Annotated in this window: 13 protein-coding genes and 1 other RNA gene; 5 read left to right on the forward strand and 9 right to left on the reverse strand. The window is 72.8% G+C overall.

Annotation, left to right across the window (positions count from 1 at the left end; all coding sequences use genetic code 11):
- Positions 1-8: 8 nt before the first annotated feature.
- The gene (locus AMPC_RS10405) at positions 9-626 is read right to left on the reverse strand and encodes a hypothetical protein (RefSeq protein ID WP_248346217.1); all 618 of its coding nucleotides are present in this window, start codon (positions 624-626) and stop codon (positions 9-11) included.
- Positions 627-979: 353 nt separating this feature from the next.
- On the opposite strand from AMPC_RS10405, the gene groES reads away from it, so the two are divergent.
- Both groES and groL read left to right on the forward strand, forming a co-directional pair.
- Positions 980-1,270 (forward strand): co-chaperone GroES, encoded by a 291-nt coding sequence (groES, locus tag AMPC_RS10410; protein ID WP_248346218.1) that lies wholly within the window; start codon positions 980-982, stop codon positions 1,268-1,270.
- Between the two features lie 36 nt (positions 1,271-1,306).
- Positions 1,307-2,944 (forward strand): chaperonin GroEL, encoded by a 1,638-nt coding sequence (gene groL, locus AMPC_RS10415; protein ID WP_248346220.1) that lies wholly within the window; start codon positions 1,307-1,309, stop codon positions 2,942-2,944.
- Positions 2,945-3,021: 77 nt separating this feature from the next.
- On the opposite strand, the gene AMPC_RS10420 is transcribed toward groL, so the two are convergent.
- Positions 3,022-3,411, reverse strand: coding sequence for a hypothetical protein (locus AMPC_RS10420; protein WP_248346222.1), 390 nt, complete (start codon positions 3,409-3,411; stop codon positions 3,022-3,024).
- A gap of 107 nt (positions 3,412-3,518) precedes the next feature.
- Here AMPC_RS10420 and AMPC_RS10425 point away from each other — a divergent pair, with 107 nt between their 5' ends.
- Entirely contained in the window at positions 3,519-4,319 is an 801-nt protein-coding gene (locus tag AMPC_RS10425) for a glycosyltransferase (protein WP_248346224.1), read from the forward strand.
- 47 nt (positions 4,320-4,366) lie between these two features.
- Here the strand turns inward: AMPC_RS10425 and AMPC_RS10430 are convergent, their stop codons facing one another.
- The 6 genes from AMPC_RS10430 to AMPC_RS10455 form a co-directional block, all read right to left on the reverse strand.
- Positions 4,367-7,477 (reverse strand): efflux RND transporter permease subunit, encoded by a 3,111-nt coding sequence (locus AMPC_RS10430; RefSeq protein WP_248346226.1) that lies wholly within the window; start codon positions 7,475-7,477, stop codon positions 4,367-4,369.
- Positions 7,467-8,588, reverse strand: a complete 1,122-nt coding sequence (locus AMPC_RS10435) for an efflux RND transporter periplasmic adaptor subunit (RefSeq protein ID WP_248346228.1) — start codon at positions 8,586-8,588, stop codon at positions 7,467-7,469. The genes AMPC_RS10430 and AMPC_RS10435 overlap by 11 nt, the downstream gene beginning before the upstream one ends.
- Positions 8,585-9,889: a TolC family protein gene (locus tag AMPC_RS10440; RefSeq protein WP_248346230.1), complete on the reverse strand. Its 1,305-nt coding sequence runs from the start codon at positions 9,887-9,889 to the stop codon at positions 8,585-8,587. Before AMPC_RS10440 ends, AMPC_RS10435 begins: the two co-directional genes overlap by 4 nt.
- Before the next feature lie 103 nt (positions 9,890-9,992).
- Positions 9,993-11,459 carry a sigma-54-dependent transcriptional regulator gene (locus AMPC_RS10445; RefSeq protein WP_248346232.1) on the reverse strand — a complete coding sequence of 489 codons (1,467 nt, stop codon included), beginning with the start codon at positions 11,457-11,459 and terminating at the stop codon, positions 9,993-9,995.
- On the reverse strand, positions 11,456-13,141 hold the full coding sequence (locus AMPC_RS10450; protein ID WP_248346234.1) for a sensor histidine kinase: 1,686 nt from the start codon (positions 13,139-13,141) through the stop codon (positions 11,456-11,458). Before AMPC_RS10450 ends, AMPC_RS10445 begins: the two co-directional genes overlap by 4 nt.
- Positions 13,142-13,429: 288 nt before the next feature.
- A complete protein-coding gene (locus AMPC_RS10455; RefSeq protein WP_248346236.1) occupies positions 13,430-14,344 on the reverse strand; it encodes a three-Cys-motif partner protein TcmP in 915 nt (304 codons plus the stop codon).
- A 117-nt stretch (positions 14,345-14,461) separates the two neighbouring features.
- Between AMPC_RS10455 and AMPC_RS10460 the strand changes: the two genes are divergently transcribed.
- Positions 14,462-15,181, forward strand: a complete 720-nt coding sequence (locus AMPC_RS10460; protein WP_248346238.1) for a DUF5131 family protein — start codon at positions 14,462-14,464, stop codon at positions 15,179-15,181.
- A 46-nt stretch (positions 15,182-15,227) separates the two neighbouring features.
- On the forward strand, positions 15,228-15,968 hold the full coding sequence (locus AMPC_RS10465; protein WP_248346240.1) for a L,D-transpeptidase family protein: 741 nt from the start codon (positions 15,228-15,230) through the stop codon (positions 15,966-15,968).
- Positions 15,969-16,103: 135 nt separating this feature from the next.
- Here the strand turns inward: AMPC_RS10465 and rnpB are convergent.
- Positions 16,104-16,516, reverse strand: an RNA gene (gene rnpB / locus AMPC_RS10470) — RNase P RNA component class A.
- Positions 16,517-16,961 lie beyond the last annotated feature (445 nt).

Raw genomic sequence — 16,961 nt, forward strand, 5'->3', positions numbered from 1 at the left:
CTCGCCCCCTAGTGCACGTCCCCGCGGCGCGGCCGCGGCGGCCCGGCGAACAGGGCCACGCCCCGCTCCTCGAGCCGGCGCGCCACCCGGCGCGAGCCGGTCACGAGGAAGCGCTCGTAGAGCCGGACCAGGCCGCGGTTCGAGGAGAGGTCGGAGAGCTCGGCGATCTCGGCGTAGAGGTCCACGAACTGCTCGAACCGCGCCGAGAGCTCGGCGTAGAGCGCCGTCATGCCGGCCGGCGCGATCGCCGCGTCGCCGAGCGCGCCGTAGGCCCGGCCGCCCATGGCGATGTAGTAGCTCACGTCCACCGCCGCGCGGGCCAGCGAGTCGCCGAAGAAGCCGGAGACGAAGAGCGAGGTGTCGCCGAGCCGCTTCAGCCCCTGGTAGCGGCGGGCGCGGTCGGCGGCGAGGGCGCGCATGAGGATGAGCGCGAGCGGCTCGGCCTCGGCCCCGCCCCCCGGCGCCTCGACGAAGAGCTGCTCCCGCTCCAGGAACCGGGCGAGGAGGTTCACGAGGTAGAACTCGGTCTCCTCCTGCACCTTGAGCCGCCGGCTCGCGAGGGCGTCGCCCACCAGCTCGCGGAAGTACTCCTCGGCGCTCTTGCCCACCACGATCGAGCCGCTCACGCGCGACCTCCGGAGCCGCCGCCCCCTCCTCCCGCGGGGCGGCCCGGCCTCTCCCCCACAAGGTACTGATCCAGATCAAGCGAAGCAACCGGCCGCCCGGCCTCTGCTTTCGGGCAGAGCCGAGGGCCCGCGCCCCGGGCGAGCACTCGAACGGGCACACTGCCAGTATCGAGCCAGAACAGCCCTGATTTCGCGACCCTAGAAAATCGACAGGCTCGCTTGACAGGGTGGAGTCGGTGGTTACGATACCGCGCGTCCTTGGCAGTCCTACACTGCGACTGCCAGGGACGTCCGCGTTCTTGAACCCCGCGCCCCCACCGTCGGCGGGCGCACCCAACGCAAGGAGCAACCGTATGAAGATCCGGCCGCTGCAGGACCGCGTCATCGTGAAGCGGGTCGAGGAGGAGGAGAAGACCAAGGGCGGGATCATCATCCCCGACTCGGCCAAGGAGAAGCCGATCGAGGGCAAGGTGATCGCCGTCGGCAACGGCAAGGTGCTCGAGGACGGCAAGGTCCGCCCGCTCGACATCAAGGCCGGCGACCGCGTCCTCTTCTCCAAGTACGCCGGCACCGAGATCAAGATCGACGGCGAGGAGCACCTCATGATGCGCGAGGAGGACATCCTCGGCGTCATCGAGAAGTAACCCTCTCCCCCACTTTCCCCGAACCACGGAGAAGAAATGGCTGCCAAGGAAATCATCTTCGATCAGCGCGCCCGGGAGGCGATCCTCAAGGGCGTGAACACCCTCGCCGACGCGGTGAAGGTCACCCTCGGGCCCAAGGGCCGCAACGTCGTCATCGAGAAGAGCTTCGGCTCCCCCACGATCACCAAGGACGGCGTCACCGTCGCCAAGGAGATCGAGCTCGAGAACAAGTTCGAGAACATGGGCGCCCAGATGGTGAAGGAGGTCGCCTCCAAGACCTCCGACGTCGCCGGCGACGGCACCACCACCGCCACCGTGCTCGCCCAGGCCATCTACCGCGAGGGCTCGAAGCTCGTCGCGGCCGGCCACAACCCGATGGAGATCAAGCGGGGCATCGACAAGGCCGTCGAGGCCGTCGTCGCCCAGCTCAAGAACCTCTCCAAGCCCACCAAGGACCACAAGGAGATCGCCCAGGTCGGCATCATCTCGGCCAACGGCGACACCACCATCGGCAACATCATCGCCGAGGCGATGGAGAAGGTCGGCAAGGAGGGCGTGATCACGGTCGAGGAGGCCAAGGGCCTCGAGACCACCCTCGACGTCGTCGAGGGCATGCAGTTCGACCGCGGCTACCTCTCGCCGTACATGGTCACCGACCCGGAGCGGATGGAGGCCATCCTCGAGGACGGCTACATCCTCATCCACGAGAAGAAGATCTCGAACATGAAGGACCTCCTGCCGGTGCTCGAGCAGGTGGCCCGCGCCGGGAAGCCGCTCCTCATCGTGGCCGAGGAGGTCGAGGGTGAGGCGCTGGCGACGCTGGTCGTCAACAAGCTCCGCGGCACGCTGCACGTCTGCGCCGTGAAGGCCCCCGGCTTCGGCGACCGCCGCAAGGCCATGCTCGAGGACATCGCCACCCTGACCGGCGGCAAGATGATCGCCGAGGAGCTCGGCATCAAGCTCGAGCAGGTGACGCTGAAGGAGCTCGGCCGCGCCAAGCGCATCACGGTGGACAAGGACAACACCACCATCGTGGACGGCGCCGGCAAGAAGGCCGACATCGAGGCCCGCGTGAAGGTCATCCGGGCCCAGATCGAGGAGACCACCAGCGACTACGACCGCGAGAAGCTCCAGGAGCGGCTCGCCAAGCTGGTGGGCGGCGTGGCCGTCATCAACGTGGGCGCCGCGACCGAGACCGAGATGAAGGAGAAGAAGGCCCGCGTCGAGGACGCCCTGCACGCGACCCGCGCGGCCGTGGAGGAGGGCATCGTCCCCGGCGGCGGCGTCGCCTACCTGCGCTGCCTCAAGGCGCTCGACAAGGTCCAGGTCGAGGAGGGCGAGAAGTTCGGCCTCGACATGGTCCGCCGCGCGCTCGAGGAGCCGCTCCGCCAGATCTCGGAGAACGGCGGCGTCGAGGGCTCGATCGTCGTCAACAAGGTGAAGGAGTCGAAGGAGCCGAACTTCGGCTTCAACGCCGCCTCCGGCGACTACGAGGACCTCGTGAAGGCCGGCGTCATCGACCCGACCAAGGTCTCCCGCACCGCGCTCCAGAACGCGGCCTCGGTGGCCTCGCTCATGCTCACCACCATGGCGATGATCGCCGAGAAGCCGAAGGAAGAGGCCCCGATGCCGGCCGGCGGCGGCATGGGCGGCATGGGCGGCATGGGCATGTAGTCCTTCGCCCCCACGCGACCGCGAGGGGCGATTGGCAGCACCTGGGGCCGCCGGGAGACCGGCGGCCCCTCTTCTTTTCAGCGGGCGAAGAGCGCGCCGACCAGCTCTCCCAGCGCGGCCACCAGCGCGCCCGGGAAGCAGAGCACCGGCAGGGCCGCGCAGAGCCCCGCGGCGAGCGCCCAGGCGCGCGGCCGCCGGCTGTCCGTCTGGGTGGCCATGAAGACGTAGGCCCCGAAGAGCAGCAGGGTGAGCGAGCCCCCGGCGAGGACGGCCGCCGGCCAGGGGAACCCGTAGAGCCGGAGCGCCCCGGCGAGCGCCGCGAACCCGGCGGCGTTCAGCACGTCTCGCCCGGTGCCAGCCCACCACGCCCGCTGCTCGTCGCGGCGGAGCCGGAGGCCGACCTCCTGGAGGAGCACGAAGAGCGCCACCGCGCCGAGGTAGGCCGCCCAGGCGAGGCCCCGCGCCAACGCGCCCCTGTCCGCGAGCGTCCACACGGGCGGATGGTACCGCAGCCCCGGTGTCGGAGGAGGTCGGAGTTGACCCGTGGCCCCGAAGGCGCGTAGAAAGCGGCCACTTGACCCCTCCCTACCTCACCCTGGTGATCCCGGCCTTCAACGAGGGGCGGCGGCTGCCGCAGTTCCTCGAGCAGCTCGCCGCGTTCGCCGCGCTGCCAGGCCGGCCGCCGACCGAGCTCCTGGTGGTGGACGACGGGAGCGCCCCCGAGCACGCCGCGCTGCAGCGCGCCGCGGCCGAGCAGGCGGCCGCCCGGCTGGCGCACGGGGGCCGGCACCGGCTGCGCTACCTCGCCGCGCCGCGCAACCAGGGGAAGGGCGCCGCCATCCGGCTGGGCTGGCGCGAGGCCCACGCGGGCTCGGCCTGGCTCGGGTTCGTGGACGCCGACGGGGCGGTCGGCGCCTCGGAGCTCTGGCGCATGGCCGGGATGCTGGAGCAGGCCGAGCACGACCTGCTCGCCGGGGCCCGCGTCCTCATGGCCGGCCGCCACATCGAGCGGAGCCTGTTCCGGCACCTGCAGGGGCGGGTCTTCGCGACGCTCACCGAGCGGGCGCTCGGGCTCGGCTTCTACGACACCCAGTGCGGCGTGAAGTTCGCTCGCGCCGACCTGCTGCGCCCGCGGCTCGACGAGCTGCGAGAGGAGCGCTGGCTGCTCGACGTGGAGCTCATCGCCGTGCTCCAGCGCGACGGCGCCCGCTGCCTCGAGGTGCCCATCGACTGGGCCGACCAGGGCGAGTCGAAGGTGGTCTTCGGGCTCGACGCGCTGCGGATGTTCCGCGGCCTGGGCCGGCTGGCGCGCCGCCTCGAGCGGCTGCCGCCGCTCCCCCCGGCCGAGGTGCGCCGCACCGGCTCGGGCGAGTAGCCCGCGCGCTCCGGCCGTCCGCTCGCCCGGCCTCCCCTCGACCTCGCTCAGGCCGCCTCGGCCTCGCGCGCCGCCTCGCGCTCCCCTCTCCGCCGCTCGGCCCGGCGCTCCACGAGATCGTAGAGCACCGGCAGCACGTAGAGCGTGAGCACGGTCGCCGACACCAGCCCGCCGATCACCACGATGGCGAGCGGCCGCTGGGTCTCGGCGCCGATCTCCTTCGACAGCGCGGCCGGCATGAGGCCGAGCGCGGCGAGGAGCGCGGTCATGAGCACCGCGCGCAGCCGCGCCACCGCCCCGCCCTCCACCGCCTCGCCGACGCTCGCCCCCGCCTCGCGCCGGGCGTCCACGTCGGAGAGCAGGAGCACCCCGTTCAGCACCGCCTGGCCGATGAGGGCGATGAAGCCGACCGCGGCCGAGACCGAGAGGTTCACCCCGGTGAGCTTGAGCGCGAGGACGCCGCCCACGAGCGCGAAGGGGATGTTGGCGAGGATGAGGAGCGCCGAGCGGAGCCGGCCGAAGGCCTCGAGCAGGAGCAGGAAGATGAGGAAGATGGAGAGCGGGATCACGATGGCGAGCCGCCGCATGGCCCGCTGCTGGTTCTCGAACTCGCCGCCCCAGGTGGCGACGTAGCCCGGCGGGAGCTGCACCGCCTTCCCGACCGCCGCCTGCGCGTCCCGCACGAAGCCGCCGAGGTCGCGGCCGCGCACGTTCATCTTGATGCCGATGAAGCGCTGGTTGGCCTCGCGGTTCACGGCCGCGCGCCCCTCCCCCACCCGCACGTCGGCGAGCATCGAGAGCGGGATGCGGGCGCCCTCGGGCGTGGGCACGGTCACGTCGCGGATGGCGGAGAGCTCGCGCCGGTAGGCGCTCGGGAGCCGGACCACCACGCCGAAGCGGCGCTCGCCCTGCCAGAGGTCGGTCGCGACCTTGCCGCCGAGGGCGGTCTCGATGGCCTCGTCCACGTCGGCGACCGCCACCCCGTAGCGCGCGATGCGCGCCCGGTCGATGGCGATCTGCACCTGCGGCAGCGTCCCCGCCTGGATCACCGCCAGGTCGGCCACGCCCGGCACCGAGGCGAGCGCCTGCTGCGCCGACGCCGCGAGCTTGTCGAGCTCGTCGAGATCGTCGCCGAAGAGCTTCAGCGCCACCTGCCCCTTGAGCCCGCTGATGCCCTCCTCGACGTTGTCCTTGATGGGCTGCGAGAAGTTGTAGTCGATGCCCGGGTACTGCCGGAGCCGCGCCTCCATCCGTTCCACCAGCGCCTCGGGGTCGCGGGCGGTGGTCCACTCGGCGCGCGGCTTCAGATCGACGAAGAGCTGCAGGTTGTTCACCGGCGCCGGGTCGGTGCCGTCCTCCGGGCGGCCGAGCTGCGCCACCACCGTCTTCACCTCCGGGAACTCGAGCAGCGCGCCCCGGATCCGCGGCGCCATCCGCTGCGCCTCCTCGAGCGAGATCGACGCCGGCAGCGTGGCGGTCACCCAGAGCGAGCCCTCGTTCAGCTCGGGCAGGAACTCCGAGCCGACCGTGCCGAGCACGGCGAGCGCGACCGCGAGCGACGCCGCGCCGAGCCCGAGCACCGTCCAGCGGCGGCGGAGGGCGAGGTGGAGCGTGGGCCGGTAGAGCCGCTCCGCCCAGCGCACGACGGGCGAGGTGCGCTCCTTCTCCTTGCGCAGCGAGAGGGCGCAGAGCACCGGCACCAGCGTGAGCGAGGCGAGGAGCGCGCCCACGAGCGCGCTCGCCACCGTGTTGGCCATGGGCGCGAAGATCCGCCCCTCCACCCGCTCCAGCGTGAAGATGGGCACGTAGGCGACGATGATGATGCCGAGCGAGAAGAGCGTGGGGCGCGCCACCTCGTGCACGGCGCGGCGCACCACGTCCTTGAGCCGCTCGCCGGGCGCGGCGTGCCGGTGCCGGAAGACGTTCTCCACCATCACCACCGCGCCGTCCACGATGATGCCGAAGTCCACCGCGCCGAGGCTGAGCAGGTTGGCCGAGAGGTGGCGGGCCTTGAGGTAGAGGAAGCTCCCGAGGAGCGAGAGCGGGATCACGCTCGCCACCACCAGCGCCCCGCGCCAGGAGAGCAGGAACAGGAAGACGATGGCGGTGACGAGGAGCGCGCCCTCGGCGAGGTTGTGGAGCACCGTGGCGAGGGTCCGGTCCACGAGCGTGGTCCGGTCGTAGTACGGCACGAGCCGCACGCCCGGGGGCAGGATCCCGCCGTTCAGCTGCGCCACCTTCTCGTGGATGGCGGAGAGCACCTGGGCCGGGTTCTCGCCCTTGCGCAGGAGCACGATCCCCTGCACCACCTCGTCCTGCCGGTCCTTCGAGACCGCGCCGCGCCGGGGCACCTCGCCCACCGAGACGCGGGCCAGGTCCCCGACGGTGAGCGGCGTCCCGCTCTTGCTCGCCACCGCCACGTTCTTCACGTCCTCGGCCGAGGCGAGCGTGCCGAGGCCGCGGATGACCAGCTCCTCCGGCCCGCGCCGCAGGTAGTTGCCGCCGGCGTTGGCGTTCGACCGCTGCAGCGCCTCGAACACCTGGCGCAGGGTGACGCCGTAGGACTTGAGCCGCGCCGGATCGACCTCCACCTGGAACTGCTTCTGCGAGCCGCCGAACGAGACCACGTCGGCCACGCCCGGCACCTGCCGGAACTGCCGCTCGAGGACCCAGTCCTGCAGCTCGCGGAGCGCCATCGGGCTCCGGGGCTCGCCCTTGCGGGGATCGCTCTCGAGGACGTACCGGTAGATCTCGCCGATGGGCGTGTAGAGCGGCCCGAGCGCGGGCGTCACGCCGTCGGGCACCTCCACCTGCCGCAGCCGCTCGCTCACCTGGGCGCGGGCGAAGTAGTTGTCCACCCCGTCCTCGAAGGTGAGCGTCACCACCGAGAGGCCGTAGATCGAGACCGAGCGCATCCGCGAGAGCTGCGGGACGCCGTTCAGCTCCTTCTCGACCGGCAGGGTGACCTGCCGCTCCACCTCCTCCGGCGCGTGACCGGGGAAGAGCGTGATCACCTGCACCTGCGTGTCGGTGACGTCCGGGAAGGCCTCGATGGGGAGCTGCCGGAACGCCCAGAAGCCCGCCAGCGCGGCGGTGAGGGTGAGCAGGAGCACCGCGCCGCGGTGCTCGAGCGACCAGTCCACCAGCCTACCGAGCACCGCCGGCCTCCAGCTCCGCCTTGAGGTACAGGCCGCCGTCCACCACCACCTGGTCGCCGGGCGAGAGCCCGGAGAGGACGCGGATCCGGCCGTCCTGCTCCGGCCCGAGCGCGACCGGGCGCTTCTGGAACCGCCCGGGGGACACGGCCACGATCACCGCGCTCGCCTGCCCGTCCGACAGGATGGCGTCGGCCGGGACGGTGAGCCCCGCCGGCGCGCCGGGCCGGCCGATGAGGGTCACCCGCGCGAACATCTCCGGCTTGAGCCGCTGGCTCGGGTTCTCCACCTCCACCCGCACCTTCACGGTCCGGGTCTGCGGGTCCACCAGATCGCCGATGTGGGTCACCGTCCCGGCGAAGGTCTCGCCCGGGAAGGCGGGCACCGTCACCGCGGCGCGCTGCCCCACCGAGGCGAGCCCGAGATCGCGCTCGTAGACGTCGGCCTGCACCCAGAGCCGGCGCAGGTCGGCCACGGTGACGAGCGGCGCGCCCGAGTCGGCCCGCACCTCCATCCCCGGCATCGCCGCCCGCTCCACCACCACGCCGTCGAGCGGCGCGCGGAGCACGAAGCGCGAGCGGTGCGCCCCCACGGCCGGGTCGATCCCGAGCACCTCGAGCCGGCTGCGGGCGCGGCTCCGCGCCGCCTCCGCCTTGGTGGCGTCGGTCTCGGCCTGGAGCACGTCCTTGTACGGCACGGCCTGGTCGGCGAAGAGGCGGCGGCTGCGCTCCAGGTTCTTGCGGGCCGCGGTCAGGTCGGCCTCGGCGGCGACGAGGTCGGCCACCGCGCTCTCGGCGTCGGGCGAGGCGATGGCGAGGAGCGGCTGGCCGCGGCGCACCCGGTCGCCCGGGCGCGCCTGCAGCTCCACCACCCGGCCCGACAGCGGCGAGCCGACGCGGCTCGTGTGGTCCTCGTCGAAGCCGACGCGGCCGGTGGCGGTGGCGAGGCCGCCGTCGCGGGAGACCTCCACCGGCGCGACGCGGACGTAGGCGGGCACGGCGCGCAGCTCGAGCACGCCGGGGCCCGGCGGCGGCGGCGCTCCCGCGGGCGCCGAGGCGGCACGGGAGCAGGCGGAGAGGGTCGCGGCGAGCGCGAGCAGGCTCTGGCGGGTCATGACGAGGTCTCCAGGGCGGCGGCGCCGGTCGCGCGCGCCAGCTCGAGCCGCGCCACGCGCAGCTCGTACAGGGTGTCGAGGTAGTCGGCGCGCACGGCGATGAAGGTGCGCTCGGCCTCGAGGAAGGTGAGGAGGCTGGTGGCGCCCTCGCGCCAGGACTTCTCGGCGGCGCGCAGGGACCGCTCGGCCCGCTCCAGGGCGCCGCCCTCGTAGCGGGTCACCTTCTCCACCGCCGCCTCGTGGCGCGCCACCGCCTGCTGCACCTCGCGCCCGGCGCGGGCGCTGAGCGCGGCGAGCGCGCGCTCCGCGCCGGCGAGCGCCACGCGCGCCTTCGCCACCTCCCCCTGGTTGCGGTGGAAGAGCGGGAGGGGGAGCGACAGCGTGGCGGCGAGCGTGTCGGGGTTGTCCCCGGCCGCGACCGCCTGCGAGTGGGCGTAGCTCAGCCCGGCGGTGAGGTCGGGGACGGCCTGCGCCTCCGCGAGCGCCACGCCGGCCCGGGCCGACTCCACCCGGGCCCGCGCCTCGGCGAGGTCGGGCCGCTCGCGCCCGGCGCGCGCCACGAGCGCCGCCGCGTCCACCGCGAGCCGGGGCGCCGGGAGCGTCCCCTTCACCGTCACCCAGGCCGGCGCGCCCGCGCCGACGAGCCGGAGCAGCTCGGCCACCGCCGCGTGCTCGGCGGCGCGCGCGTCGGCGAGATCGTTCTCCTGCCGCGCCCCCTCCAGCACCACGCGATCGAGGTCGCTCGCCGCGATGTCGTCCGCCTCGAAGCGCGCGCGGGAGATGCGGATGGTCTCGGCGTGCCGGGCGCGGACCTCCTCGGCGAGCTTGCGGTGCTCGGCCGCCGACACGGCGGCCCAGAAGGCCTTCTCGAGCTCGAAGCGGGCCAGGCGCAGCGCGTCCGAGCGGGCCGAGCGGGACTCGGCGAGCGCGCCCTCGGCGGCGTCCACGCGCTTCCCGCGCTTCCCGCCGAGCTCGAAGGTCTGCGAGAGGCCCGCCCCGTAGACGGCGTTCCGGCCGAGCCCGGAGCCGTTGCCGGCCGGGGTGGTGTTGGCGCGGAGCGGAATGTTGCCGAGCGAGAGGCTCAGCTCGGGGTTGGGGCGCAGGCCGGCCTGGAGCACATCCGCCCGCGCCGCCTCCTCCCGCTCTTCGGCCTCGCGCAACTCGGGGCTCGACGAGAGGAAGGCGGCGCGGGCGTCCTCCAGACCCCAGACCGGAACGCCCTGCTCGTCGCCCCGTGCTAGGCCACCAGGGAGGGGAGCGGTCGCGAGGAGCGCGAGCAGGGCGAGGATCCGGAGCGACATGGAGCTGCGCGTAGCAACGCGCGTGCCGCGACCGGAACCTGCCGAATTCCGGGCGAGCGCGGGGGTCGCGCGCCCCCACTCCCGAACCGACTGAAAGATCCTTTCAGCTCTTCCAGCGACCCAGGTCGATCCCGTAGTCGGTGATCTTCTTCATCACCGTCGGATACGAGACCCCCATCCAGCGGGCGACCTGGCTGCGGTTGCCGCCGGCCCGCTCGAGCAGGTCGAGGAGGTAGGCGCGCTCCACCTGCTCGAGCGTGGGCGGCGCCGCCCCCTCCTGGCCGGGCGGCCGCCAGGCGCCCTGCGGCTCGGCCGGGCCGGCGATCCCCGGCGACGCCGCGGCGGGCGCCGGCGGGTGCGGCGCCGGCGCGGGCGGCGCGCTGGCGACGGGCGCGGCGTGGAGCATCACCTCGCCCGGCCCCAGCACGGGGCCGCTCGCCAGGATGACCGCCCGCTCGACCACGTTCCGGAGCTCGCGGACGTTCCCGGGGAACGGGTAGGCGAGCAGCCGCTCCTCGGCCGCCCGCGAGAAGCCGGTGAGGGCGCGCCCCGCGCGCGCGGCGTACCGGGCCAGGAAGAAGCGCGCCAGCGGGAGGATGTCGTCGGGCCGCTCGCGGAGCGGCGGCACCTGCAGGTGGAAGACGTCGAGCCGGTGGTACAGGTCGAGGCGGAAGGCTCCCGAAGCCACCGCCGCCGAGAGATCGCGGTGGGTGGCGGCGATGAAGCGGACGTCGGCGCGCAGGTCGCGCGTCCCGCCCAGGCGGCGGAAGGTCTGGGTCTCGAGCACCTTCAGGAGCTTCGCCTGCGTGGCGAGCGGCATGTCGCCGATCTCGTCGAGGAAGAGGGTCCCGCCCTCGGCCTGCTCCAGCAGCCCGGGCTTGGTGCGCTTGGCGTCGGTGAAGGCGCCCTTCTCGTACCCGAAGAGCTCGCTCTCGAGCAGCGTCTCGGGGATGGCGGCGCAGTTGAGCTCCACGAACGGCGCCTCGCTCCGCCCCGGCGTGCGCACGTGGACGAGGTGCGCCAGGATCTCCTTGCCGGTGCCGCTCTCCCCCTGGATGAGGACGGTGGTGTCGGGCGAGGTGCCCACCTTCTCGGCGAGCTCGAGCGCGCGCCGCATCGCCGCCGACTCGCCGACGCACAGGTCCTGCTCGAGCTTGCGTCGGCCGGCGTCGGAGAAGCCGGCGTTGCGGCGCCGCAGGCGGCGCGCCTCCACCGCCTTGCCCACCGTGTTCACGAGCTCGGCGAGCTGGATGGGCTTGGTGAGGTAGTCGAAGGCGCCCGACTTGAGGGCGGTGACCGCGTTCTCCACCTCGCCGTAGGCGGTCGCCATCACCACGAGCGGCGCCGCGTCGCCCCCCTCGGCGCGGAGCGCCTCGAGGACCGAGAGCCCGTCGGCGTCGGGGAGGTTGCGGTCGAGCACCACCACCTCGGGCTGGAAGCTGCGCGCGAGCTCGAGCCCCTCGCCGGCCGAGGCCGCCGAGCGGGCCTCGTACCCCTCCCCGCCCAGCGCCGCCTCGGCGACGACCCGGAACGTCCGCTCGTCGTCGATGATCAGCACCTTGCCGTTCATGGAGCCTCCGAGGCGGAGCCGTCGCCGCCGGCGGGCCGCGCCGAGGCGGCCCGCAGCGGCGCGGCCCCGGGGAGCCGTACCGCGATGCGCGTGCCGCCGCCAGCGCGATCCTGCGCCTCGATCGTGCCGCCGTGCGCCTCGACCACGCGGCGCGAGATGGCGAGCCCGAGCCCGGTGCCGGTCCGCTTGGTGGTGACGAACGGCTCGAAGACCCGCCCCCGGACCTCCGCCGGGATCCCGGCGCCGGTGTCGTCCACGACGATCCGCACCTCGTCCCCGGCGCGGGCGGTGGCGAGCGTGAGGGTCCGCTGCCGCGGCGCCGGGCGGGTGCCGAGCGGCTCGCCCCAGGCGCCCGGGCCCATGGCCTCGATCCCGTTCCGGAGCAGGTTGGAGAGCACCGCCATGAGCTTGTGGCCGTCGCCCGGCACCTCGACGGCGGCCTCGAGCCGGAGCGCCACCTCCACCTGGCACTCGCGGGCGAGCTCGGCGACGTTCGCCGCCGCGAGCCGGCAGAGCGCGTCCACGTCCACCGGCGCGGGCTCGAGCCTGGGCGGCGCGGCGAAGAGGGTCAGATCCTCGGCCACCGAGCGCAGCCGGTCGATCTCGCTGCGGGCCTGGGCGTGGACCGTCCGCGCCGCCGGAGCCGGGGCGCGGCCGGAGGCGAGCAGGTCGAGCGCCACCGAGAGCCCGTTGAGCGAGTTCTTCACCTCGTGGGCGATGGCGGCCGCGGTCTTGCCCATGGCCGAGAGCTCGCGCGAGCGCTGCACCTCGAGCTCCGCCCGCTCGAGGCGGCGCACCGCGTAGGCGAGGAGCGCGCCGCCGGCGAGCGCGAGCACGAGCGCGCCGCCGACGATGGTCTCGAGCGTCCGCACCGGCCGGCGCGCCTCGGCCTCCAGCACCCCCGCCGACTGCACGAGCCGCAGCGTGAAGGGCGTCCCGTCCACGCCGGCCTCGGTCACGAGGAAGCGCCGGCCCCCCGGGTCGGACCGCCAGCCCTGCCCGTCGCTCCCGAGCCGCAGCCCCGCGACCGCCTCGCCGCGGCTGAAGAGCGGGAGCTCGGCGGGGCCGGGGACCGCGCCCGCGCCGGGCGGGTTCTCCGTCCGCTGCAGCAGGGCGACCTCGCCCCCGCCCTGCACGGCGCGCCGCAGCCCCTCGCCAAAGAGGTCGTGCCCGCGCTCGGCGCTCACCGTGCCCACGATGGCCCCGCTCCCGGCCACCGGCGCGACGAGGTCCACCTCGCCCGGGATGGCGACCAGCACCGGCCGCCGCCGCCCCTGGGCCACCTCCACCTCCGGCTGGCCGACCGCCCGGGCGCTCGCCCCCTGCGGCTCCGACCAGACCGGCACGCCGCGCGCGTCCACGATGGTGATCGAGACCGCGAAGAGGAGCGAGTCGCGCCGGGCGATCCGGAGCACCCGCTTCTCCGGCTCCATGTTGCCGTCGGCGAGGTCCACCTCGGCGAGCTGGGAGAGCCGGGTCATCTCGCCGCCGAGCCGGAAGAGCTCGTCGGAGAGGAGGCGGGCCCGCTGGCCGAGGAGGAGCGCGGAGCGGTCGGCCGAGGCGTCGAGCGCGGCCCGGCGGGCGCGCGAGATGAGCACCCCGCCGGTGGCGCCGACGGCCACGGCCGCGAAGAGGGTCACGGCGAGGATGACGAGGCCGGCGCGCGGGCGGGGGACGGTCATGGCGTGGCCCCGCGCCCGGCGGGGGGGCGTGCGCGAGGTGGGGTGAATATACGCCCGAAGGCGCCCCGGCTCCCGCGCCGGCGCTCAGGGTGCCCGGCGCGCAGCCGGCGGGGCGGGCCGGAAAGACGAAGGCGCCCCCGGTGACCAGACCGGAAGCGCCCTCGCGACCAAGGAGACATCCACCCTCAGTCACCATGTGGACGCCCGGGGCCCGGAGGAAGGACCTCGCGGGGTGCTGCGCGGGGGACCCGGGGCCAAGCGCCCACCATTCCGGAGCGGGGCACCCGGTCAGCGCCGATCGTGCCCCGTTTCACTACTCGCCCTGGGCCGCGCCGGCCCGAGGACGTAGCTCGCGATCTTCGCTCCGGTCGGGTTCGGGCCCGCGAACACGAGATAATAGAGGTGCCCGCCCTTCGAGTTCGTGATGAGGCGCGCCGTTGAGACGTGCCCGAAAGCTGTCTTGAGCCGCCCGCGATACCAGTTCAGCAGCCGGTCCCCGGCGTCGGTTCGTTTCCGGACCCCAGGCTCGAACAGCCCAGGTTCCGACACGTAGACCTCGTCGTACCAGCTCGGATCCCCGAAGTAGAGATCGAGCTTCGCTCGGGCATTCTTGGTGAACTGCGCGCTCCGCGGCAGCAGCCGCTGGATCGCCATCCCGACTGGGAAGTTGATGAATACCTCCACCTGCTTCGTGTCGGCCAGTCGCTTGATGGTAGTCCACGGCACCTGCATGCCGAACGGGTCGAGGAACACGACCCCGCGCCACCGCGAATCCGACCCGAGGACCGTCAGAAGCTTCGTCGTGAGATACGTATTGCAGTCCCCTGAGCGAACGGCGATCTTCCGCGTGGCCCCGTACTGCGCCTCTAGCTCCTTGAGCTCCGCGAGACGGCGTTCGTCGGTCTCGATGAACACGTAGTGCTCGAACGGCGGGTCGATCTCGAGCGCGACGCGCGGCGAGCCGTCGATGACCTCGCGCGAGTCCTCGTCGCGCGCCTCGTCACCGAGGTCGAGATGAATCGTGGGGTCGTCGTGCTCCTTCTTCCGGACGACCGCACGACCGGCTGCGGCAAAGGCATCGACGTACACGGTCTTGAGCGGGGCGTGCTTGCTCAGGATAGTCATGTACGCGGACAGGTACGCCCGGAGCCCGTTCAGCTTCTCACGCGCCCACGGCCCAACCTCGGGCAGGTCCTGAGTCATGTCTGGATGTCCCCCTTCGTCCGCTTCGCACGGGTCGCGAAAGTTTCGCTTACGTGCTGGGGAACAGTGTACGACGCTATACTGACGTTCAGGATCTTGGGCGGGCAGGAGCCGGGAATGAGCGACCACAGCACCATCGAGTGGACGGACGCGACGTGGAACCCCATGCGCGGCTGTACCAAGATCTCGCCGGGCTGCGCCCACTGCTATGCCGAGACGTTCGCCGAGCGGTTCCGTGGCGTGCCGGGTCACCCGTTCGAACAGGGCTTCGAACTCCGCCTCGTGCCGGAGGCTCTCGATCTTCCGCTCCGCTGGAAGAAGAGCCGCCTCATTTTCGTCAACTCCATGAGCGACCTCTTCCACGAGAAGGTGCCCGACTCGTACATCGAACAGGTGTTCGCGGTGATGCGGCAGGCCGCGCAGCATCGGTTCCAGGTCCTGACGAAACGCGCGGAGCGACTCGAATCGTTCACGCAGCGCCACGCCCCGTCACCGAACGTCTGGCTTGGCGTGAGCGTCGAGAACGCAGACTACACTTGGCGGATAGACCACCTTCGTCGCGCGCAGGCTCGCGTCCGCTTCCTGTCCATCGAGCCGCTGCTCGGGCCGATCCCCGATCTGGACGTCCGGGGGATCGACTGGGTGATCGTAGGCGGAGAGAGCGGCGGCAAGTGCCGCCCCATGAACGCGGCGTGGGTGCGGGAGATACGTGATCGCTGTCGGTCCCGTCGGGTCCCGTTCTTCTTCAAGCAGTGGGGCGGGTTCCAGAAGAAAAAGAACGGTCGCGAGCTCGACGGGCGCACGTGGAACGAGATGCCCCGCGCCGCGGCTGGGTAGCTGGGCCGCGTGCCGCAACGGCCGCATTCTTGGAGTGGGGGGAGATTTGAACCATCACTCGCGACCGCCCGGGCGGCTACTATTCGTCCCGGTCGCTCTGGCCGTCCTGATTGCCGGCGGGTGGCTCTTCTACAAGCACGGCCGGAGCGTGTGGGTTGCAAGGCTGCGGCCGTTCACCGGAACCCACTCCGTCGAGGGCGTGGTCCGCGCGCTCGACGAAACAGCGGGCGTCCGCGTGCGGGAGGCACTCTCGCGGGCGGGCGTCCCGCCCCGCCCCGAACGGTTATGGCTGCTCGCGGTGAAGGACGAACGGCGCCTGGAGTTATGGGCCGAGAAGTCGTCGGGCGAGCGTGTGCGCGTGACCACCTGGCACGTGCTCGCAGAGAGCGGCGGCGAGGGTCCGAAGTTGCGTGAGGGCGACCGCCAAGTACCCGAGGGCATCTACCAGATCGAAGGACTCAACCCGAACAGCGCGTACCACCTCTCACTCAAGGTGGGCTACCCGAACGCCAGCGACAAATCCTGGGCCGCGCGTGACGGTAGGACTCGCCTGGGCGGCGACATCTTCATTCACGGCAAGGACGTGAGCATCGGCTGCCTGGCCATCGGGGACCCCGCCATCGAAGAGCTGTTCTGGCTCGCTGGAACCGTGGGCCGCGACGCGTTCCAGGTGGTGATCGTGCCCACGGATCTTCGGGTCAAGCCGGCACCGAGGGTGGCCGTTGCGTGGGCGCCCGAGTTGTACGGCAGGCTCAAGGCCGAGCTCACTCAGTTCCCGATGCCTTGAGGGGAGCGCATCGGGGAGCCGCCAAGTCCGGTGCTAGGGTTCGCGCCTTCCGTGGAAACGCCGGCCCCCCGCTTAGGCAGGGTTTGGGCAGGCCCGCTTCATCCTGGGTGCAAGTAGCTGATGCAGAAGATGAAATGCCGGAGCCGTCCTGTAAGCCGGGTTCTGTCCCGCGCCCTCTCGGACGCGGCGGCGAACATTCCTCTCGGACGCGCGTTGCCGCGCGCCTCCAGCGAGCCGTACCCGGAGGCTTCGGGCGGGCCGCCCTTTCCACGCGGGACCTCGCGGCCCCGGTGACGCCTCCCTATTTGCTCTTGCACCAGGTGGGGTTTGCCGTGCCGCTCCGGTCACCCGGAGCGCGGTGCGCTCTTGCCGCACCGTTTCACCCTTGCCACGCGCCCTCTCGCGAGGGCCGTTCGGCGGTCTGTTCTCTGTTGCACTTTCCTGCGGGTCACCCCGACCGGCCGTTGGCCGGCACCCTGCCCTGTGGTGCCCGGACTTTCCTCGGCGACTGCAACCCTGCCAGCCGACGCGTTCGCCCGGACGGCTCCAGCGTGGTGCGAGATAGCACGGGGGCCGGCCTGCCGCAATGGGCCGCCCCGACCCGGCGAGCGGGCCCGGCGGGGCGCCCTCCGCCGCGCCGCCGTCCCGTACCCGGGTGACGCTCGGCTCGCGGGCGAGACCGTCACCCTGCACGCCGTCGAGCAGCCTCACCGTCGCGAGCGGCCAGAGCGCCTCCCGCGTCTCGCTCGATCCCGTCTCGCTCGTCACGGCCAGCAACGCGAGTGGCGCGTCCCCGGAGCGCGTGACGATCGCTCGCGGACGCGGGGCCATGTAGGTGCTGGAAATGGCCCAAGATGGGCCATCTACCCCATTAGCCGGATTGCGGTAGGCAAACGGCGCCGCATGTGGGATGCCCGGACACAACGCAAAATCAGGGACTTGAATCGCCCTCTCCGCGCCCCGCGCAATTTCGACCAATAGTCACTCGGAACG

The sequence above is a fragment of the Anaeromyxobacter paludicola genome, from assembly GCF_023169965.1.
GTDB lineage: Bacteria > Myxococcota > Myxococcia > Myxococcales > Anaeromyxobacteraceae > Anaeromyxobacter_B > Anaeromyxobacter_B paludicola.